The 18,559-nt window shown below is 49.9% G+C and carries 15 protein-coding genes; 7 read left to right on the forward strand and 8 right to left on the reverse strand.

Translation table 11 applies throughout. The features are described 5' to 3' along the window. Positions 1–102 precede the first annotated feature (102 nt). From ACN0YN_RS04750 to ACN0YN_RS04760, 3 genes are all read left to right on the forward strand, one after another. Positions 103–2,313 carry a prenyltransferase/squalene oxidase repeat-containing protein gene (locus ACN0YN_RS04750; protein WP_417383842.1) on the forward strand — a complete coding sequence of 737 codons (2,211 nt, stop codon included), beginning with the start codon at positions 103–105 and terminating at the stop codon, positions 2,311–2,313. A gap of 138 nt (positions 2,314–2,451) precedes the next feature. Then, positions 2,452–3,555, forward strand: a complete 1,104-nt coding sequence (locus ACN0YN_RS04755; protein ID WP_417383843.1) for an HD domain-containing protein — start codon at positions 2,452–2,454, stop codon at positions 3,553–3,555. A gap of 55 nt (positions 3,556–3,610) precedes the next feature. Further along, positions 3,611–3,982 (forward strand): response regulator, encoded by a 372-nt coding sequence (locus ACN0YN_RS04760; protein WP_417383844.1) that lies wholly within the window; start codon positions 3,611–3,613, stop codon positions 3,980–3,982. Here ACN0YN_RS04760 and ACN0YN_RS04765 read toward each other — a convergent pair. Beyond that, on the reverse strand, positions 3,970–5,574 hold the full coding sequence (locus ACN0YN_RS04765; RefSeq protein ID WP_417383845.1) for an N-acyl-D-amino-acid deacylase family protein: 1,605 nt from the start codon (positions 5,572–5,574) through the stop codon (positions 3,970–3,972). The genes ACN0YN_RS04760 and ACN0YN_RS04765 overlap by 13 nt on opposite strands. Before the next feature lie 321 nt (positions 5,575–5,895). Here ACN0YN_RS04765 and ACN0YN_RS04770 point away from each other — a divergent pair, with 321 nt between their 5' ends. Then, positions 5,896–7,221: a Gfo/Idh/MocA family protein gene (locus ACN0YN_RS04770; protein ID WP_417383846.1), complete on the forward strand. Its 1,326-nt coding sequence runs from the start codon at positions 5,896–5,898 to the stop codon at positions 7,219–7,221. A 77-nt stretch (positions 7,222–7,298) separates the two neighbouring features. Here the strand turns inward: ACN0YN_RS04770 and ACN0YN_RS04775 are convergent, their stop codons facing one another. After that, positions 7,299–7,577, reverse strand: a complete 279-nt coding sequence (locus ACN0YN_RS04775; protein WP_417383847.1) for a hypothetical protein — start codon at positions 7,575–7,577, stop codon at positions 7,299–7,301. A 343-nt stretch (positions 7,578–7,920) separates the two neighbouring features. Between ACN0YN_RS04775 and ACN0YN_RS04780 the strand changes: the two genes are divergently transcribed. Next, the gene (locus ACN0YN_RS04780) at positions 7,921–9,087 is read left to right on the forward strand and encodes a hypothetical protein (RefSeq protein ID WP_417383848.1); all 1,167 of its coding nucleotides are present in this window, start codon (positions 7,921–7,923) and stop codon (positions 9,085–9,087) included. 18 nt (positions 9,088–9,105) lie between these two features. Here ACN0YN_RS04780 and ACN0YN_RS04785 read toward each other — a convergent pair whose 3' ends face one another. The 3 genes from ACN0YN_RS04785 to ACN0YN_RS04795 all read right to left on the reverse strand — a co-directional run bounded on the left by ACN0YN_RS04785 (position 9,106) and on the right by ACN0YN_RS04795 (position 13,966). After that, positions 9,106–10,233: a M20 family metallopeptidase gene (locus ACN0YN_RS04785; RefSeq protein WP_417383849.1), complete on the reverse strand. Its 1,128-nt coding sequence runs from the start codon at positions 10,231–10,233 to the stop codon at positions 9,106–9,108. Between the two features lie 27 nt (positions 10,234–10,260). Continuing rightward, the gene (locus ACN0YN_RS04790; protein ID WP_417383850.1) at positions 10,261–11,196 is read right to left on the reverse strand and encodes a dienelactone hydrolase family protein; all 936 of its coding nucleotides are present in this window, start codon (positions 11,194–11,196) and stop codon (positions 10,261–10,263) included. Between the two features lie 127 nt (positions 11,197–11,323). Further along, positions 11,324–13,966, reverse strand: a complete 2,643-nt coding sequence (locus tag ACN0YN_RS04795; protein WP_417383851.1) for an ankyrin repeat domain-containing protein — start codon at positions 13,964–13,966, stop codon at positions 11,324–11,326. A gap of 151 nt (positions 13,967–14,117) precedes the next feature. On the opposite strand from ACN0YN_RS04795, the gene ACN0YN_RS04800 reads away from it, so the two are divergent. Beyond that, positions 14,118–14,381 carry a hypothetical protein gene (locus ACN0YN_RS04800; protein WP_417383852.1) on the forward strand — a complete coding sequence of 88 codons (264 nt, stop codon included), beginning with the start codon at positions 14,118–14,120 and terminating at the stop codon, positions 14,379–14,381. Positions 14,382–14,430: 49 nt separating this feature from the next. Here the strand turns inward: ACN0YN_RS04800 and ACN0YN_RS04805 are convergent, their stop codons facing one another. Both ACN0YN_RS04805 and ACN0YN_RS04810 read right to left on the reverse strand, forming a co-directional pair. Further along, complete coding sequence (locus ACN0YN_RS04805) at positions 14,431–14,721, reverse strand: hypothetical protein (RefSeq protein ID WP_417383853.1); 291 nt, start codon at positions 14,719–14,721, stop codon at positions 14,431–14,433. Positions 14,722–14,828: 107 nt separating this feature from the next. Then, positions 14,829–15,716 (reverse strand): DUF1559 domain-containing protein, encoded by an 888-nt coding sequence (locus tag ACN0YN_RS04810; protein WP_417383854.1) that lies wholly within the window; start codon positions 15,714–15,716, stop codon positions 14,829–14,831. A 444-nt stretch (positions 15,717–16,160) separates the two neighbouring features. Here ACN0YN_RS04810 and ACN0YN_RS04815 point away from each other — a divergent pair, with 444 nt between their 5' ends. After that, on the forward strand, positions 16,161–17,180 hold the full coding sequence (locus ACN0YN_RS04815; RefSeq protein WP_417383855.1) for a hypothetical protein: 1,020 nt from the start codon (positions 16,161–16,163) through the stop codon (positions 17,178–17,180). A 17-nt stretch (positions 17,181–17,197) separates the two neighbouring features. Here the strand turns inward: ACN0YN_RS04815 and ACN0YN_RS04820 are convergent, their stop codons facing one another. Beyond that, a complete protein-coding gene (locus ACN0YN_RS04820) occupies positions 17,198–18,139 on the reverse strand; it encodes a hypothetical protein (RefSeq protein ID WP_417383856.1) in 942 nt (313 codons plus the stop codon). Positions 18,140–18,559 lie beyond the last annotated feature (420 nt).

The following is an 18,559-nucleotide window of genomic DNA, read 5'->3' on the forward strand; positions in this document are numbered from 1 at the left end:
TCCATTTCGCTTTTCCAGATGAGTGATTTAGAATAGATGAATGTTTGTTAAAGATATGATTATCTTTAAGGATCTTTTCTTTCCCGCCTGGAGTAGACAGTGATGCGCCGTCATCTTTTCAAATATCTGTATTTGGGTATTACTTTTGTTTTCTTCTCAACAGTTGTGTCTTCAAATTTGTCGGCACAGACCGAAGAGGAAGTGACCGCTTCCCGGCTCAAGGGGGTTGAGTTTCTCAAATCTCAACAACAGGAAGATGGCAGCTGGGAATTCGAGGGGCACCCGGTGGGGATCACCGCCCTCTGTACCATGGCGCTGCTGGAAAATGGAGTCCCCGTCAATGATCCGTTGATTCAGAAAGGCAGACAGTTTGTCCTGAAGGATTCTGAGAAGCTCAAATCGACATATGACCTGTCGCTGGCAATCCTGCTGTTATCGCGGATTGGTAATCGAGATGATAAAGCCGAAATTCGCCGGTTTGCCGCGCGTTTAATTGCCGGTCAGACCACAACAGGAGGCTGGAGTTACACTTGCCCTCTGGCTTCTGCGAGCAGTTTAAATAATCCGCGCGCCCGTCCCAAGCTGGGAACCTCTCCCGGCGATAACAGTTGCACTCAATTCGCGGTGCTGGGCTTGTGGACGGCTTCCCGTTCGAACATCAATATCGACGATCCAATGATCGGCGTGGCGCGACGGTTTGTGGAAACGCAGAACGAAGATGGAGGCTGGTCATATAAACTCCCTACCGAAGAGATGAAAGAACCTTCAAGGAACTCAATGACGCTGGCTGGCCTGTTTTGTCTGACGGTGGCCCGTGCGACAAAGATTCGTTCGATGAGCCAGGATATTCTCAAGGAAGCTGGTGCCCGGGAGGAGACGAAGAAGGAAGGCGACACTCTAATCTCCGATCCGATTTTTGCTAAAGGACTGGAGATGGCAGGTGAATATGCTGCGGGTATCAATGCGTCCTCGGCCCGTTATTTTCTCTGGTCGACTGAACGTGTCGGCGTCTTGCTGGGCCTGGAAAACCTGGGGAAAACGGACTGGTTTTCCAAGGGAGCCTCCGCTCTGATTCAAACTCAGAAAGAGGATGGCAGCTGGGAAGACTCGCGCGGGAAACTGGCAGAGACTGCTTTTGCGATCCTGTTCCTGCGTAAGGCCAATCTGGGCAGTGATATCTCGCGCATGCTGAACGGGGAGCCTGAAAAGAAGTTTCAGATTTATACCCAGGAGAAAAAGCCGGAGTTTGAAACCCTGCAGGCTGCGGTCGCTGCTGCCAAAGCGGGAGATCTGATTCGTGTGAATGGGGATGGGCCTTTTGGAGTGCCTCATCTGGAAATCGATAAGGATCTGAGCATCGAAGCCGGATTTGGTTATGCGCCGATCTTTCAGTATGAACGCGGGAAGAACAGTCTGGGGTTGAGATCAAGGCCGGAACGTGATCCCAATGTACGCCATATTCTGCGGGTTTCAAAGGGGACGCTGGCGCTGGAAGGCATCGGCTTTGAATTTGATCCACCAGAAGTTGGTAAGGATGTGCCCTGGGCGGCGATTGTGGTGAATGGCGGCAATTTGAAGATGCTGAACTGTTCAATCTCCGAACAGAACGATAAAGGCATGGCTGCGGTTCAGTTTTTAAAGCCGACCGATTCGACAATCACCAACTGTTTTTTCGTCGGAGGACGGGCCGCCTTTGAAATCGAGGGGACCGGAAAACAGACGATTTCGGTTGATGATTCGATTCTTTTCTCGCGTAAAATCTTCTCTGTTCTGAAAAGTACGGGGACGCCTGCAGGTGGTGATATTAATCTGAATCTTTCGTATTGTACGGTTCAGGGATCAGAGGGATTCGTGTTTGAGCGTTTCGTTAAAAATATCAATGTGAAGAGCGATCATTGTGCGTTCAAAGTCGAAAACCTGGGGCTTTCGATGTTGTCGAATAAAGGTTCAAAAGAAAATCGGTCATTTGCTGGTGAAGCGAATGTGTATGACGTCAGTGACTGGCTGGGGATGAGTGGCAAGGCAGAGTCCAGTGTGACCGACGTCAAAAGCTGGAGCCAGTTCTGGGGAAAGACCGATGAGACTTCCGTGGGGGATACACTCGCGTTTGCATTTCGTCGACCCAATAATTCATTCAATCATCGCTATAAGCCTGAAGACTGGGAAGTATCAGAGACTTCCCCCCTGGTGATTCGCGGTCTTGATTTTGGCGCCAAACCGGCCAGTGTTGGTGCCGGTGCCGGATTCAGCCGGTTTCGCAGTAGTATTCTGTATAATGAATGGAAGCAGAAACAGCTTGCAGCAGCGAAGTAAACGGGATTCGAGCCGAAAGCAATTTGCTTTTTTCAGGTGAAACGTTAGAATTCTCTGCTGACTGACATTCATGGCTGTTCATCAATGTCATTTCACTCTGACAACGATTCGACGGTGAGAACGTTCACCGATTAATGAATGAATTCGAGTAAACAGCGCCGCCAGATCATTTTTGAAGCGGCACGACTGATGTATTCGCGACAGGAAACGGAGTATTATCGGGCCAAAATGAAAGCGGCCCGCAAGGTCTGTCAGGGCTGGGTGAAACCCGCCGATCTGCCCAGTAATCGCGAAATTCGAGACGAAATCCAGCGTTTTGCCTGCACGTTCGAGGGTGAATCCCGAACCGAAAACCTGCTGGGCATGCGACTCCAGGCACTGCGTTTTCTGCGCATGTTTAAGCCCTTTCATCCCAAACTGATTGGCAGCACGCTGACCGGCCATATTCGACAGGGTTCGGATATTGATATTCATGTATTTTCACACAGTTGTGAAGCCATCACGGCGCAGCTGGATGAGGAAGGGATTTCCTACCGTGTCGAACACAAAACCGTAAAAAAACATGGCGAAGAACGGATTTTCACACACATTCATATTCAGGATGAATTTCCTGTCGAACTGACTATGTATCCGACCGAGCGCTCGAGTTATGGATTCAAATGTTCGATTACCGGGAAACGAATTGAACGCGCTACATTGCCCGAGTTTGAACAGATGCTCGAAAAGGAATACCCGGGTATCGATCTGGATCAGCGGCTGGCGGAAGTCGAAGAGAGTATCGACCGGTTCCAGATGTACCGGCTGTTGCTGCTCCCTTTAGCCGGAGTCAAGCAGTCTAAAAAATATCATCCGGAAGGCGATGCGCTGTACCACAGCCTGCAGGTGTATGATCTGGCGTGTGACGAACTGCCTTATGACGAAGAGTTTCAGCTGGCAGCTTTGTTGCATGATGTCGGAAAAGCCATCGATCCACATAATCATGTCGAGGCAGGATTGCAGGCACTGGAAGGATTGATTACAGAAAGGACTGCCTGGCTGATTCAGCATCATATGGATGCACATGCCATCCGGGATGGATCGCTGGGCGCACGTGCCCGTCGGCGTTTGATGGCGAATGAAAACTATGAGGATCTCCTGCTGCTGGAAGAGTGTGATCATCACGGCCGCGAGCCGGGAGTTCAGGTTCCGGATGTGGAAGATGCTTTAGAAGCAATTCAGGAACTGTCCCGTCTGTGTGGCTGAACTCATTCCTTATTATCATAATATTATTTTAAATAAATCAGAGAGGATTACAGCAATGACAAAACGTGTCTTAAGTGTCGGGCAATGTATGCCGGATGCCAGTTCGTTATCGCGTTTTCTATCCAGCCACTTCGATGTGAAGATCGAACAGGCGGACGTGGAAAGTGATACTTTCGAAAAATTAAAATCGAGTGAGTATGACCTGGTACTGATCAACCGCAAACTGGATGCCGACTACAGTGACGGCATTGAACTCATCCAGAAGATCAAAGCCAGTTCCGAAGTCAAACCGAGTCCGTTAATGCTGGTTTCCAATTATCCGGAGTACCAGGAACAGGCTGTTGAGGTCGGGGCGGTATACGGCATTGGTAAGGACCAGTATCGCGATCCCCAGACAGCGGCCCGCTTGCAGCCTTATTTAGGCTGATAGCGGAGATAACGCCCCGGTAATGTTGGCGAAGTGATTTCCAGCGGCTGGTTATTATGTACGATGGGAACTCCATTCGTGAGAACATAATCGATGCCGCTGGAGAACTGCTGCGGATTATCGTAAGTGGCATGATCCTGTACGGTATTCGGATCAAAAATCACCAGGTCCGCAAAATGCTGTTCTTTCACAAAACCGCGATTTGCCATACCGAACCGTTTTGCAGCAGACCCGGATAATTTATAGACCGCATCTTCCAGTGAAAAGAGCTGATGGTCCCGCACGCAGGGGCCGAGCAGCCGGGTTGCCGAACCGAACTGGCGCGGGTGAATCATCCCCCCTTCCATATAAATGCCGTCTGTTCCCATCATATACAGGTCGTGTTTCAAGACCGGATCCACGAGTCGGTCGTCACCCATATTGAAGACCAGCAGCACTGCCATCTCTTCTTCAATCAACAGGTTGATCAAAGCTTCTTCTTTGGGAAGCCCCGATTCTTCCACATACTGGCTCAACGATTTGCCCTGATGTTGTTTGTTCTTTTCGGTGAGCACCCAGGCAATCTGAATTGCCGAAATATCCAGCAGGTAATTTTCCAGCCCGTATTTGAATCGCTGCTGCATTTCGGGGAGTTTCAGTTTTTCGATCGCTTTTTTCGGGCCGTCTTCGAACACTTCATAAGGCAGCAGAAAATGCAGCATGGTGGAACCGGGTTGATACGGATACACGTCAAACGAGATATCGACTTCGTGGCGGGCGACCTTGTCGATGTATTCCAGAGCCTCTTCCGCCTGACCGGGATGCTGACCTTTCATATGGGAAATATGAACCTTGACCCCTGCTCTTTTTCCGATCTCCACGAGTTCTTCAATGGCCGGCATCAGTGTTTTTTTATAACGAATATGTGAGACATAGAGCCCGTCGTATTCGGCCATCGCCTGGCAGGCTTCGACCAGTTCATCGGTGGTGGAAAAACATTGCGCGACATAATCGAGACCGGTCGACAGGCCGACTGCGCCTGCTTCCATTCCCTTGCGGACATCGGCGCAGATCTGTTTCATCTGAAAGTCATCGACCCGCTGACGGCCAAATCCACAGGCCATCGAGCGCAGATTCGCATAAGGAATGTGCGTCATCACGTTCTGCACATTCTTACCGTCGATCAGGTCCATATAATCCTGCAGCGATTCCCAGCCGGTATATTCATGAGGATAGAGGCCGTCCAGAGACTGCAGGTAATAGACCCAGTCTGCAGCGGTGCAGCGGTCAACGGGGGCATACGAAATGCCGTCCGCCATGATCACTTCAGTCGTGAAACCCTGTGAGGTTTTGGAGATGAAGTTGGGAGTATTGAGCAACCAGCTGTCGGAGTGATTATGCACGTCGACGAATCCAGGCGCGACAACCTTACCCGTAGCGTCAATGACGGTGGCTCCGGATCTTCCGGGCAGTTCCCCGATCGCGACGATGGTATCCCCTTTGATGCCTACGTTTGCCTGATAGCGGGGAGCGCCTGTACCATCGATGACAGTACCGCCAGAGATTAAGACATCAAATTCGGGGTTCGAGGCTGCGGATTCATGGGTGTTCATAGATTACGTCATTTTCATGTTGTGGAGTGATCTGGGAGGGAACGCTGAATCTTCAGATTACTTTGACATGATTCCGGTTCAGAGAAAAGTCTCGCTGGAAAATATTTCAAAATTATCAGGAGCTCTCAAGCCTCAGACGGCAAGCTGCTGTTTCAAGATCCTGCCTGAATTATGCGTAATTCTGTTTTCTTTCGTTTAGGGGATAACTACAATAAATAGAACTTCTCTGATATGAGATTCCTGAAAGTTCAGAAACGTTTTAACCGACTAAAGTAAAATGGCGCAATACGAACCCATTAGACATTCAAACAGGAGTACTTCATGAGTCAACGTACCACTCGCCGCGAATTCATTAAACAATCTTCGGCGTTAGGCGCCGCGTTCTGGGTTGGCGGACAAAATCTGCTGGCAGTGGAAAAGTCGCCACTTGAGAAATTGAATTTTGCTTCGATTGGAGTTGGCGGGAAAGGTTCCAGCGATACTGCTTCTGCAGCAGACAGTGGTAATCTGATTGCCATCTGTGATATTGATGACAAACGTCTGGCCAAAGCAGCGGCCCGCTATCCTAAAGCCAAAAAATTTAATGATTACCGCGAGATGCTGACTGAAATGGAAGGTCAGATTGATGCAGTGACCGTCAGTACTCCCGATCACTCGCATGCTCCTGCCAGTGTGATGGCGATGAAAAAAGGCAAGCACTGTTTCACGCAGAAACCTTTGACCTGGTCGGTTCACGAAGCACGTGTAATGCGGGAAACCGCGAACGAGCATGGCGTGGCAACCCAGATGGGCAACCAGGGGACAGCCAAAGACGGGTTCCGCGAAGCCGTCGAAGTCATTCGTTCTGGTGTATTGGGCAATGTGCGTGAAGCACATGTCTGGACCAACCGGCCTGTCTGGGGGAAAGGCGTTGATCGTCCGCCCACAGGCGAACCCGTTCCCAAGCACATTCACTGGGACCTGTTCCTCGGACCTGCTCCGTACCGTGAATTCAGTACTCTGTACCATCCGTTTGAATGGCGTGGCTGGCTGGATTTTGGCACCGGAGCTCTGGGCGACATGGCATGTCACACCATGAACATGCATGTGATGGCGCTGGATCTGTACGATCCCCTGTCGGTGGTCGCAGAACAGGAAGGGATGATCGAAAACGAAACTTATCCCAAGTCAACGAAAATTACTTACCAGTTTGGTGAGCGCGGCGAAGGAAAGAAACTCTGCCCGCTGAAACTGACCTGGTACGATGGTGGGAATCTGCCCCCCGAAGAACTGCTGATGGGTGAGAAAATGAAATCCAGCGGTGTTGTTCTGGTGGGCGATGAAGGTAATTTCTATACGCCCGATGACTACGGTGCAGAATTTGTTCTGCTTCCCAAAGACAAGTTCAAAGACTTCAAGAAGCCGGAACAGAGCCTGCCTCGTTCTCCTGGTCACTTTGAAGAATTTGTCGTGGCCTGCAAAGGCGGCGATCCGGCAATGTCCAACTTCAACTATGCCAGCCGCCTGACGGAAACGACGCTGCTGGGTAACTGCGCCATTCGTGCCGGTAAGAAGCTGGAATGGGATGCAAAGAAAATGGAATTCACGAACGCTCCGGAAGCCAATAAATTCCTGAGCCGTGACTACCGTGATGGATGGTCTCTCTAAACCGAGACGATCTCGTCGAATCAATAAAGCCCTGCGGGACACCGTTCCTGCAGGGCTTTTTCTTATTAATCCACAGATCAGCGAATAATATCTTCGAGCGCCGAAAGAGATACCACTTCCCTTCGCGAGACCAGTGCACGTTCTCGATTCGCGGCGATCCCGTGCAGACCTATTTTATGGACGTACGTTTCCCGTGTGGTCGTTGTGTCGCGCAGGTCATGCACGTCTGCATTTTCCAGAAACAGGTAGTGCTGATCCTGGCCGATCAGAGTTCCGGCGATCACATACAGGCTGGAAAGGTCGACGACGACCATCTTTCCAATCAACTGTTCGAGGTATTGGGAATCCTCACTCATCTTCCATTCTGTCCTTATCAAGATGCCGAGCTGTTCTCAGCCGAGGTCGTTAAATCTGCTTCTCCATTCTGACTGGATTTCTTTTGAAATCAACCAGTGGAGCATTTGGTAGCGGGAAGATTTCAATCGTGGAACGTTCCACGGAAGGCGCAGCGGCAAACCCGGGTTGACCAGATTGTCAAAATGGAATAAGAGAGGGTTCTCAGAAACCTCTCACATCTTCTGACTGCATTCCCCATACTACTGTTTGTTCCAAGTCATATGATTTCAACTGCTTAGGTCCCTTACGGTCCGGTAGCTGATGATCGCCTTATTCTGTCTCACATTCGTGAAACGATTACTGATGAAGAAAACCAACTTTCAAACAATATCTGCGAAATGGTTCTGTGTCTGCCTGCTCTGGTCCGGTCTGTTTCATTCAAACCAGACATTCGCGCAGCAACCATTGCCTGCTGCAACACGATCCGAAACCTCACTGCTGCTGATGAAATCCGGCCGTATGGTCTCCGGCGAAATCAGTGAAAGTGCAGGAGGCTATCTCGTTAAAAATCCGACCGGTAGTATGGTGGTCCCGTTTGACAGTGTGCTCTTCGAAGCGAAAGATCTGCATGAGATCTACCTGAAACAACGGGCGGCGATGAAATATCCGACTGCGAATTCACATCTCGATCTGGCCCGCTGGTGCATTACCAATGAGCTTTACGAGGAGGCGAAAAGTGAATTGCGCGATGCGATTCGACTGGAACCAAAACGTTCGGAACCACAGCTGATGCTGCGTCGATTGATGGGGCTTACTACAGAGAATCAGCCTACGGTCCAGGAAAAGATTCAGGAAACACTTATCAAAAAACAGCTGGAAAGTGCTGACGAGGCGACATCGCTGACCGGTATCTCGCGTGAGCAGTCGGCATTATTTGTACGCAAGATTCAGCCGATCATGCTGAATAAATGCGGGAACGCGAATTGCCACGGCAATGCGGCCCAATCAGAATTTAAATTAACCCAGGTCACACGCCGCTATGGGAATCATCGTTTCTATGCTGAGAAAAACCTGGCAGAAGTACTGCGCTGGATTGACCTGGAAGACCCGCTGCGCAGCCAGCTGTTGATCAAATCAGAGCAGCAGCATCCTCAACAGGGAATCGTGGTTTACGCCGGTTATGCAGGACGGAAGCAACAGGAAGTCATTCAGAAATGGGTTGCCGATGTCGTCGCGGATCGAATCAAACAGGACCAGATTCGTGCGGAGCGACTGACAAAGCGTGCTCAACGCCGTACCGGACAGGCACGGGAAAATCTGCTGAAACAGGCCGCGGGAATAAAAATGACCAGCGAAGTACAACAGGCCGATATGGAAGTGGAACCGGCCCGGTTAAAAGGGGACGTTTCCCTCATTTCCGGTTTCGAACCGAAAAAGCTCTCCGATCAGGAAATCAACGAGCTGATCAAAGAGAAGCCCGCTGATCCATTTGATCCGGAACAGTTCAACAACGCCGCTGTCCCAGAGTAACGACTCAAATTGCTGTCATCAGCAGCACCAGTTTTCGATGAGTTTGGCAAACTTTTCGGTACCCAGTTCCAGCTGTTCCAGTTCGATGAATTCATCGTGGGTATGAGCCTGGCCGATGTCTCCTGGCCCGAAGACGACCATGTTCTTCATTTCGGGAAACAGACTGCCATCGGTTCCATAGGAAACGGTCTTTGCTTTGTCTTTACCGGCGATCTGCAGGACTTCGTTGACAAAGGGAGAATTCGGATCTGTGTATACCGGGGTGCCGCCGCACTTGAACTGAAATTCGAGACCACACTTGTCTGCAGCACTGCGGGCCCGTTCTACCAGTTCATCGGGTTCCTGTCCCGGCATCGGACGGAAATAAACCGTACAGATACTCTGCGGTGGTGTGATATTAACGGCGGCTGTTTTGTCGTTGATCCCGATATTCCAGCCGTTAGTGGGAGGATCGAATTCCTCATTCTGCCAGCGGGGATCGGTCATGCACTCTTCATACAGTTTTTTCATCTCGACAAGAAACGGAATCATCGCCAGGTTGGCATTCACGCCAGTGCTCAGACTGGAATGCGCTGCTCGACCGTGTGAAATTGCCTGAAAGCCATACGTTCCTTTGTGGGCATAAACGACTTCCAGTCGTGTCGGCTCTCCGATAATTCCGTGTGTTTCACCGGCTACCATTTCCCGGTACATGGTCGATTTTTCCGCGACGTTGCGGGCACCGTGATAACCGACTTCTTCGTCGGCGGTACAGGTAATGTAGAGCGGGTGTTTCAGGTCGCGATCCACATACTGCTTTGCAGCTGCCAGCATACAGGCGATGGAGCCTTTCATGTCACAACTGCCTCGACCGTAAAGTTTGTCACCCTGGACAGTCGGAGTGAACGGCCCGAATTCCTCGGTGAACCAGGGGTCAGCGGGAACGACGTCGGTATGAGCAAAATAAGCCATGCCCCCCTGCCCTGAACCGCGACGACCGATGACGTTGGCTTTCTGTACGCCCTTAGCGTCCTTGTATTCGATGCGTTCGATATCGAATCCCAGCTCTTTCAGAGCGGCTTCGACGTAATTTGTGACTTCGGCATTGGAGTAGCAACTGGTTGACTCAAATTCGACCAGTTCCTTCGTATAGTTCAAAGCATCCATGAATGAGTTCCGCGTATTCTCTGTTGGTTAAGACTTCAGGTGGCGCTGAAAGTGGGAGAGTGTCTTTTCCCACATGACGGGAGACAGCACATGCCCGGCTCCCTCTTCAATATAATAACTAAAGTTTGTTTCTGCATTCATGGCAGCGTAGTTGTTTGCAATTATTTTGACACCACGGCGGACTTCATCAATGGGGCTGCCTCCGTCGAGTTCGCCGAAATTCATATGCAGTGGACGAGGAGCGATCAGAGCAGCGATATCGGGGGTATCGCCGTATTCGTAGATGCCCGGAATAAAATTGGGGAAACAGTGCAGCATGTGTTCGCGATGAATGCCTTTATAAGTCGGCAGACAGCAGTTGCCCACCAGGCATTTGATGCGGGGTTCCCAAGGGCCGATGAGCCAGGTGTGTGTCGAGCCCATCGAATGACCGTAGCAGCCGATTTTTTCATCGACGACTTCGGGGCGGCTCTGCAGAAAGTCGATAGCCCATTTCATGTCGAGGATATTTTTCCAGGCCATGCATTTGCCGTCGACGACATACCGCAGGAATTCAAAGCGTTCGAAATTCCCTGTTTTAAGTTTGCCCGTCGGATCCTGCCGTTCTTCAAAACAGAGAGCATCGGGACAGAGGACGACGAAGCCCTCTTTCGCCAGGGCAGCTCCGGTATGATGCATCGGGTTACCCGCCAGACCCGCCGGTTCGCTTTTACCCAGATGATACTGCCCGGCATGCTGATGCCAGACCGCGACGGCGGGCGCGGGATGTGCAGGCGAGACCATATCCGGGATCAGCAGCATGGCAGGAATCGGATCGCCGGCCTCGGCTTCATAAGTCAGCGATTCAATTCGATAGCCATCCTTCTGGATGGTTTCGCGATGCTTGACGTTGAGTTCCGGCGGCGCAGGCCAGTCACCGCCCAGACCTGCTAACAGTTTTTGTTTAAAATCGGCGGGGGGCATCTTTATCACTCCGAGAACAAACGGGAAACGAATTTTAAAACGTGGTCCGATCTTTTTTTATAGCCTGTTCAGCTCTCTGAAGAAAGCGATTTTAAAAAAGGCAGACTCAAATTCTTAACAGGGAGCCTTATTCAACACCGCTGGTGTCAACGCCTCTTTGTTTCAGGTAAGCAAGCAGTTCCGGAAAACGTTGCCTCCAGCGTTTTTTGAGAAAGCTGAGTTTTTCATCCATATCTGATTTTCCGGGAACCAGCATTTCTAACGGTACGCCGGCATCGAGTAGCTTGATCAGACAGTCTAACTGCTCATTGTGAACTGCCCAGCTGAGTGGAGTGTTATTCAGTTTGTCTGATTTTAAGGGAGAGGCACCATGGTCGAGTAACCAACGGACACCCTGAGGTGATCCATACAATACGGTCTGGATCAGTGGTGTTTTGCCATTGGAGTCAATACCGGCATCAAAATCTGGTTTCTGTCTGGCGATCTGCTCGAGCAGTTCAGGATTATCCCAGATGTGACTGCTTTTAAATACATATCTCCAGTATTCCGGTTCAAGAACCGTCATCAGTTCCTGAAAGCGTTTCAGGTTGGGGTCAAGAGTGGGAAACCAGTTTTCCAGCAGCTTTTCCCGGACCAGTAAATTCTTTTCGAGCAGTTGTTGGATCAGTTCAGGATCAGCTTCCTGCGCAATGAACGTCAAGACGGTCCAGTTTCGCCAGTAGCCATACTCATTATATCTCTCGTGGAGCTTGCCTTTTTTCTCGATCCATTTGATAAACTTTTTGTGGTCCTGGTTGCGTAATGCCTGCAGCCAGGCGGGGAGTTTTTTGACCGGTTGTTCGCTCAGCGCTTTGATCAGGCTGAAAATATCGAAGGCGATCAGCTCAGATCCATGTTGAAAGTTGAGGGCTAGTTCATCAGGTGTGAAACCGGCCAGAACGCTTTTTGCTAACGCCTCAGGGGCGAGTTCAGCCTCTGTGATCAAAGCATGTACAATCTGATTCTGTTTGTTACCTGTGATGCAGAGATAGAGGAAAAAATCACTTCGCCCCTGTAGTTGGTCGGGGGCTGCAAATTTGGCGATTGGCAGATAGCCTGGAACGGGGAAATGTGTATGTGCTTTCAGGGCCGTTTTCAGATCCTGTTCTGGATTGTTGGCATTGATCCCGAAAAAATAGTGGAAATCAAGCGGTGTAGTGACGCCACCTGACTTGAGTTGCAGATGATTGGGGACCGGGATTCCGCCGTTGGTCTGCATCAGGAAATCTCGATAGAGTTGTGGTAACTGGATTTGGTGCTCGGTCTCAAACTTCTGGATGTCTGCCGGGGTGAGTTGGGGGCCGGCCTGTGTGAACTGAACGTGGGGCGGCATGGTCGTAGCAGGAGCTGCCACATTCGCTTCCGGAAGATCTGCCCATTCGAACATGAGCCCGTGTTCGTGGTCCCATTCCACTCCCAGAAAGCCGTTAATAGCGACAGCGTCATCGACGGGCCATTCTGGGATGTCCAGAGTGATTGATGGAGTGCCGATATAAGGTTTGAGTGAGTCAAAATCGGGTATTCCCTCGCTGTCGAACTCGACGTCAAATTCAGATTTTTCGTGGTCATCCATTTGGGACCAGTAGTCGCCAAACGTGTCGACGATCTGTTGTTGCAGGTCTGCGGCCAGGGATGAGAAGCGAGTCTGCAGGCGATCGAGGGCATTGAGGAGTAAACGCAGGGCTTTGTTCTGTCCCGGAGGGAACTCGATTTCGATCGACAGGCTGGTCCAGTCGGTCTGTAAAGTGTCCTGCTCGGGCCAGATTAGAAGGACGAGGTCCCTTTCTTCTTCCACCGTATATGGGCCGATTTTTTTTAACCGTTTCTGCACGGTTTTGACTGAGGTGACCTGGGGTTGAGACTTGTCGCCCGGTTTCCGTCGGAAGGCATCAATGCGTTCCAGGCCGGTTTTTAATTTGGGGTGCATTTCGTGTTTATATTTTTCATATTTCTGACACAGGTCGGTCAGTTTATCCGGAAAACGAAACGTTTTGCCTGGTTCCGCTGCGGCTTTCTGTTCAAATTCTTTGATGTATTCCTGGAGCAGTTGCAGATCGCGTTGTTGTGTTTTAGCGCGCTCTTCACGAAAGTGCTGTTCCTGCAACTCTGCCAGATGTGCTTCCGGATCAAATTCGGGATTCAGTCGTGGGTCTCCAAGTCGATCCAGATCGGCCTGAAGCTCTTCCTGGTGACTGGTGACATAGGCGTCCAGCAACAGTCTGATTTCTGCTGCGGTTTCAATTTCGGGGTCGAATGTCTGATCTGAAGACTGGTTGACGGGAATGCCTGCCTGTTTCGCAATTTCGGGAATCTCGTTAGCGATACTTTTTTGGATGTCTCTTCTTAACTGGGCCGGATCGAAGCTCTGCATCAACTCCTGAAAGTCTTTGTTTTCTGACTGGCTTTCCATGATCATGCCAGAGAATGATCTGTTTTTGATCGTGGGTATTTTCTCTGCAATCCGTATTGCACCGATCGCATTCAAGGCGAATATGGTTTTATGGATCCGGTATTTGAGCTCATTTCCCGTCTCATTAATTGCGTATGATCTCCACCACTGCAGGTCATAGTCGTCTCCCATGTCATGCAGAAAGTCATGCACGATTCTAGTGACGAGCCCCACTTCAGAGATTTTCTGCTCGTAGGTCTGGTAGCGATCGGCTTTGGAGTAATTTTTTAGATAGAGGCCAGCGTAGTTACACCAGTCTGTGTAGTCTTGCGAGTCGATCATGGCACTGGTTCCGGAGTAGTCTGCTGATATCCAGAGAAATGAATAGTGCTCTTGTTTATACCGTACGGACGTGTATTGTGAAACCTTCTATTTGCTATTCCGTCTGATTTAATTACTCTTGCTGAACTCAATTATCTGGTTCAAAAATGATATGAAACCTCTGTATGCTACAACTAACGCTCGTGTTTACGGGACTCCCGATGCCTGGCGATTTTCGAATCTGGCGCGGGCTGGTGAAACATTCCGGGAATGTAAAGTACGGTTGGAAATCCAGGGGGATGATGAAAGTCGATACTTTCTGATCGTCAGCCCTGAGGGATATTTTACTGCTGACACATGGTATGAAACACTGGATGCAGCACAGGATGAGGCGGAGAGGGTTTTAGGAGTGACTCGCGCAGACTGGACCGAATAGATACGAAAGCAGGCTGGATAGACCAGCCTGCTTCTCATCAAATTCTTCTTTACTTCTTGATGGTCTCCACCACCTGTGCCGCGAGTTTCTTCACGTCTTCGGGGTCAGAGAGGTCGTTAAAACTCTGTACGGTCACGGCCTGTTCCATGTAACCGGCGTTTTCCAGTCCGACGGTCAGATCCTGCAGGACATCGGAGTATTCGCCGGTCTCTGCGATTTTCTGGAGGGTGGGAACCAACTGGTTCTGTGTCAGTCCAGGGCTGACTTCAGGGGCAGCGGTCGAACTGCTTTCACAGCCGACAACAGTGAGAGCCAAAAACAGAATTGCGAAATATTTCATAGTGCCTGTCGTCTCTTTAAGTAATATTAGGAATGGGAGCGAAAGGATCGTGCGCCGTCCACGCTGGACGACGCACTCTCTTCGTTAGTCAAATGAGTGTGGTGCAATTAAGGCAGATTGATGACGTTTCCGTCAGCGATGTATCCCATGTTGCCGTATGTGGCGAGGTCGATGTTCTCACTGAGGAAACGAACCGCCCCGTCACCGAACAGGAAGTGACAACCTCCGGTATGCGAACTGGTAAAGTTCCAGGAACCGGCTGTGCCGTTAATACCGTAATAGGCGCTGGTCGGAGAAGTGATCGCGTTTTGCGTATAGTAGGCGGCATCGGAGTAATTGCCGATCCAGATTGTGCCGTTCTTGGCGCCTTCCGTACCCCGCTCGCCGATGAGCATGGTGTTGCTTAATCCATCGCGGATATCACGGAATGCGACGTAGGAGTTATCATAAAACGAACCAGTAGGTTTGGTGGAACCGGAGCTTTTATAAGTGTTTCCGGCAACTCCCGTGTAGTTGGATTTTCCATAGCCGCCCACATCAGTATTGATCCCCCCCATTGGGTCGGAGGGGCAGATATAGGCACTGAGCTTGATTTTAGAATAAGGGACCGACACGGTGGCCATACCAGTTGTGATTTCCGGGATCGTGGTCCAGTCATTGTTAAACCCGCCCACTGAACTGATGGAATCATAAAGCGCAGACTGCTCGATATAAGGCAGAATCATCGTGCCCCAGCCCAGCAGGTTTTTATTGGTGACATCAGCGGCAGGATCGTCATCCAGATAACCGGGAGGCAGTGTGTTGTGCACATCGTGGTAGTTGTGCATGGCGATGCCGATCTGTTTGACATTGTTTTTACAGGAACTGCGGCGGGCGGCTTCCCTTGCCTGTTGTACTGCCGGTAGCAGTAATGCGATCAGAATCGCGATGATGGCAATCACCACCAGCAGCTCGATCAGGGTAAATCCTCTGGTTCTTCGTTTACGTTGCAGCACGTTAGACTCTCCTTAGAGAAAATAGCAGTGGTTGGGTGAAAACAGTGTGTTCGATTCAACGGGCGAGTATGTGTTTTGTGGCACTCTGTGAGGCAGCAGCGGAGAAATCCATTTCATCAGATCAAATTGATCAGGAAGGAAATTCAGAGCTTTCATTGATGAAGCACTATTTATCAGGCTCGTTTAAATATCTGATGGTCGAAGTGTGAATAGTTCAAGAAGAGATCACTCTGAAGGACATCGGTGTCTGGAATCAGAGGCTGAAAAATCTGATGAAGTTTACGTATTTCGAAAATAAGATGCTGCAGGGGCGCACCCGAACAGTTAGGATGCTGGTAAGGTCAGGTGGACAAAAAATCGAAATAATTTAATCCATCGGACATCAGGTTGCGTTGTGAAGATAACAGCCGACAACCCCTTGCGATCTACTGATGAGATACCAGGATGACAATTAAAATCAGTTGCGGAATCTGCGGAAAGAACTACAAAGTTCAGGACACAGCTGCCGGGAAAAAAATCCGCTGTAAAGAGTGCGGTGAAGTGATGAAAATTCCCGAACCGGAAGTCGATTTCGGTGATGGGGATGATTTCTCAAAACTGCTCGATAATGCTGTTGCGGAAGAGGCAAAGGCCAAATCAATTCGACGCCCCGTACGCAAACCGATGGTCAAGGCAGAAAAATACGATGGCGATGAAGATGGGCCTGTTACCAGTAAAAAAGAAAATACCTACACGCAGGATCTGGTGCAGACTTTACTGTTTATGCTTGACCCGGCCAATCTGTTTACCTACGTACTTATCTGCGGGCTGCTCTTTGCCAAAGATATCATTTTGCCCTTTGCCGCTGTTTTAGGCCTGATTGGACGACTGATTATCCTGGGCTGGTATAGTAATTATCGCTTCAGTGTTATCTATGAATCAGCCACGGGGCGTAAAGAACTTCCCGAGCTGAGTCCCGAGGAAGGCTTCTTCATTCCGATGCTTCAGTGGATTGCCACCTGGTTCATGGTGCATCTGCCAGCCATGATATTTCTGGCTTACACCGTCAACTTCGATGGTTTTCTCTTGATGAAAATATTGACGGTCGGCGTTGATCATCAAGAACTGTCTGAGTTACTGACGGGAGGGCAGATCGCAATTCTGATATCTCTTTACAGTGCGGGGGTGTTCTTCTGGCCGATCCTGGCACTCTGTGTGGCGATAGGAGGCTTTGAGACCGTGTTCAGAATCGATCTGATGCTGCTCACGATTTTCAAATCATTCTCAGCATACTTTTTTACCGCCGGTGCAATGTTTATTACTGCATTCGTTTATTTCTTTACCGCTTATTTCGCTGGCGAACACGGCATTCTCATTGCCATTTTGATGATTCCCGTTTTACTTTACATGGAAATCGTCGCGCTGCGGATGATTGGCCTGTATTACCATCACTTTAAGAAACAGTTCGCCTGGCACTGGGGATAACCGCCAGATACCGCGTCCTATTTTTCGTAAACGGTATTCACGACATGGTCGAAAGCGGGACGCATTTGATCAAAAGTGGCATCGTCGCACAGGCAGATCAGATTGAACTGGACCCGGCCTGTCAGCAGCGTCACGCGGTAGCCTTTCTGTTTTCCTCCCAGAAGACTTTTCGTGGTAAAGATCGATTTGCAGGAGTCTCCCATTTTGGTTTTGAGTAACGTGTAATTTCCCAGCTCTTCGTAGTTCGAGTAATCGTCTTCAAACTTCCGTTTCATCAGCTGGTGAATGCCCACCACGGGAGGCTCGATATCTTCATCATCGGCACCCGGGTTCATTGCCAGACCGGCGCTCCCCAGAGCAGATCCGGCTAAGTTTCCGCGAATCGAAATGGTGACCTCTTCATCCGGGGAGATAAATTTAGCCCAACTCTGTACGCCTCCCTGGCCGCCGCCGTTTTCAACCTTCCAGCCTTCGGGGTACTCTGCCCCGATATCGCCTACTTCGGGTGAGAATTTGGCAAACTTCTGCGGTACTTCGACTTTGCTGGCTGCCTGACCGGCATTCACGGAACCGCTCATGGAATACATAAAGTAACCGAGCCCCCCGGTGAACAACACACCCAGCACGCAGCCGGCAATAAGCAGCGGGAGCGGTAATTTGTTTTCTGCTTTCTGTTTCGTTTTCTCCGCTTTTTTACTGGCCGCCGGTGTGTTTTTTTTGATGCCCGAATTTCCTTTGCGTTTGCGGGCACGGCGGACACGTTCCATGGCAGAATCATCGTAGTCACCGAACTCGTCTTCAAAATCATCCTGAGCTGGTTTCGGCTTCTTCTTTCCGTCAGCTTTCAACACAAATGGTGTCTCGCACGATTTGCATTTCACTTTTTTTCCCAGCAGATCGGGACTCTTGAGTTTTAATTTATTCTGGCAATGCGGGCAGGTTACCGTTACTCCGGGCATCGGCTACATCTCCTGTAAGTGAACGCAGACTCTTCTCCTGAGAGTGATTGAGAGAGAGGAATCAGTCTGTAAATATGAAGATACCGTTTTGCAAAATGCTGGCCCACTACAAAACATGCGAATACTCATAGATAGAAATTCACGGGATGAAATGCAATATCTTCCTGTGAATTCTCATCAGAAATTCATAGTGGAAACAGAAAAATATACAGACAAACCCTGTCCGGTCTGCGGTCTACATCACTACAAAGCCCGTTGATGTGTGTCTGTTTCTGGCGCGACAACACGCAATCAATGGGCTTTGTCTTTTATCAGGAGGCGTCTCAATCTCAGATTTCTATCGGGGCACTGGTTCACATGCAGGCTGTTTCCAGGCATAATAAAACGTGTGCCGCTGTCTGATGAACTGTGACTGGGTTT

Origin of the sequence: Gimesia sp. (assembly GCF_048260065.1) — a bacterium.
In the GTDB taxonomy this organism is placed as follows: domain Bacteria; phylum Planctomycetota; class Planctomycetia; order Planctomycetales; family Planctomycetaceae; genus Gimesia.

Excerpts from the sequence above, each read along its gene's own strand:
- ACN0YN_RS04755 (WP_417383843.1), top strand. The coding sequence starts at position 2,452 with ATGAATTCGAGTAAACAGCGCCGCCAGATCATTTTTGAAGCGGCACGA.
- ACN0YN_RS04770 (WP_417383846.1), top strand. The coding sequence starts at position 5,896 with ATGAGTCAACGTACCACTCGCCGCGAATTCATTAAACAATCTTCGGCG.
- ACN0YN_RS04800 (WP_417383852.1), top strand. The coding sequence starts at position 14,118 with ATGAAACCTCTGTATGCTACAACTAACGCTCGTGTTTACGGGACTCCC.
- ACN0YN_RS04775 (WP_417383847.1), bottom strand. The coding sequence starts at position 7,577 with ATGAGTGAGGATTCCCAATACCTCGAACAGTTGATTGGAAAGATGGTC.
- ACN0YN_RS04760 (WP_417383844.1), top strand. The coding sequence starts at position 3,611 with ATGACAAAACGTGTCTTAAGTGTCGGGCAATGTATGCCGGATGCCAGT.
- ACN0YN_RS04820 (WP_417383856.1), bottom strand. The coding sequence starts at position 18,139 with ATGCCCGGAGTAACGGTAACCTGCCCGCATTGCCAGAATAAATTAAAA.
- ACN0YN_RS04780 (WP_417383848.1), top strand. The coding sequence starts at position 7,921 with ATGAAGAAAACCAACTTTCAAACAATATCTGCGAAATGGTTCTGTGTC.
- ACN0YN_RS04765 (WP_417383845.1), bottom strand. The coding sequence starts at position 5,574 with ATGAACACCCATGAATCCGCAGCCTCGAACCCCGAATTTGATGTCTTA.
- ACN0YN_RS04805 (WP_417383853.1), bottom strand. The coding sequence starts at position 14,721 with ATGAAATATTTCGCAATTCTGTTTTTGGCTCTCACTGTTGTCGGCTGT.
- ACN0YN_RS04795 (WP_417383851.1), bottom strand. The coding sequence starts at position 13,966 with ATGATCGACTCGCAAGACTACACAGACTGGTGTAACTACGCTGGCCTC.
- ACN0YN_RS04790 (WP_417383850.1), bottom strand. The coding sequence starts at position 11,196 with ATGCCCCCCGCCGATTTTAAACAAAAACTGTTAGCAGGTCTGGGCGGT.
- ACN0YN_RS04750 (WP_417383842.1), top strand. The coding sequence starts at position 103 with ATGCGCCGTCATCTTTTCAAATATCTGTATTTGGGTATTACTTTTGTT.
- ACN0YN_RS04785 (WP_417383849.1), bottom strand. The coding sequence starts at position 10,233 with ATGGATGCTTTGAACTATACGAAGGAACTGGTCGAATTTGAGTCAACC.
- ACN0YN_RS04815 (WP_417383855.1), top strand. The coding sequence starts at position 16,161 with ATGACAATTAAAATCAGTTGCGGAATCTGCGGAAAGAACTACAAAGTT.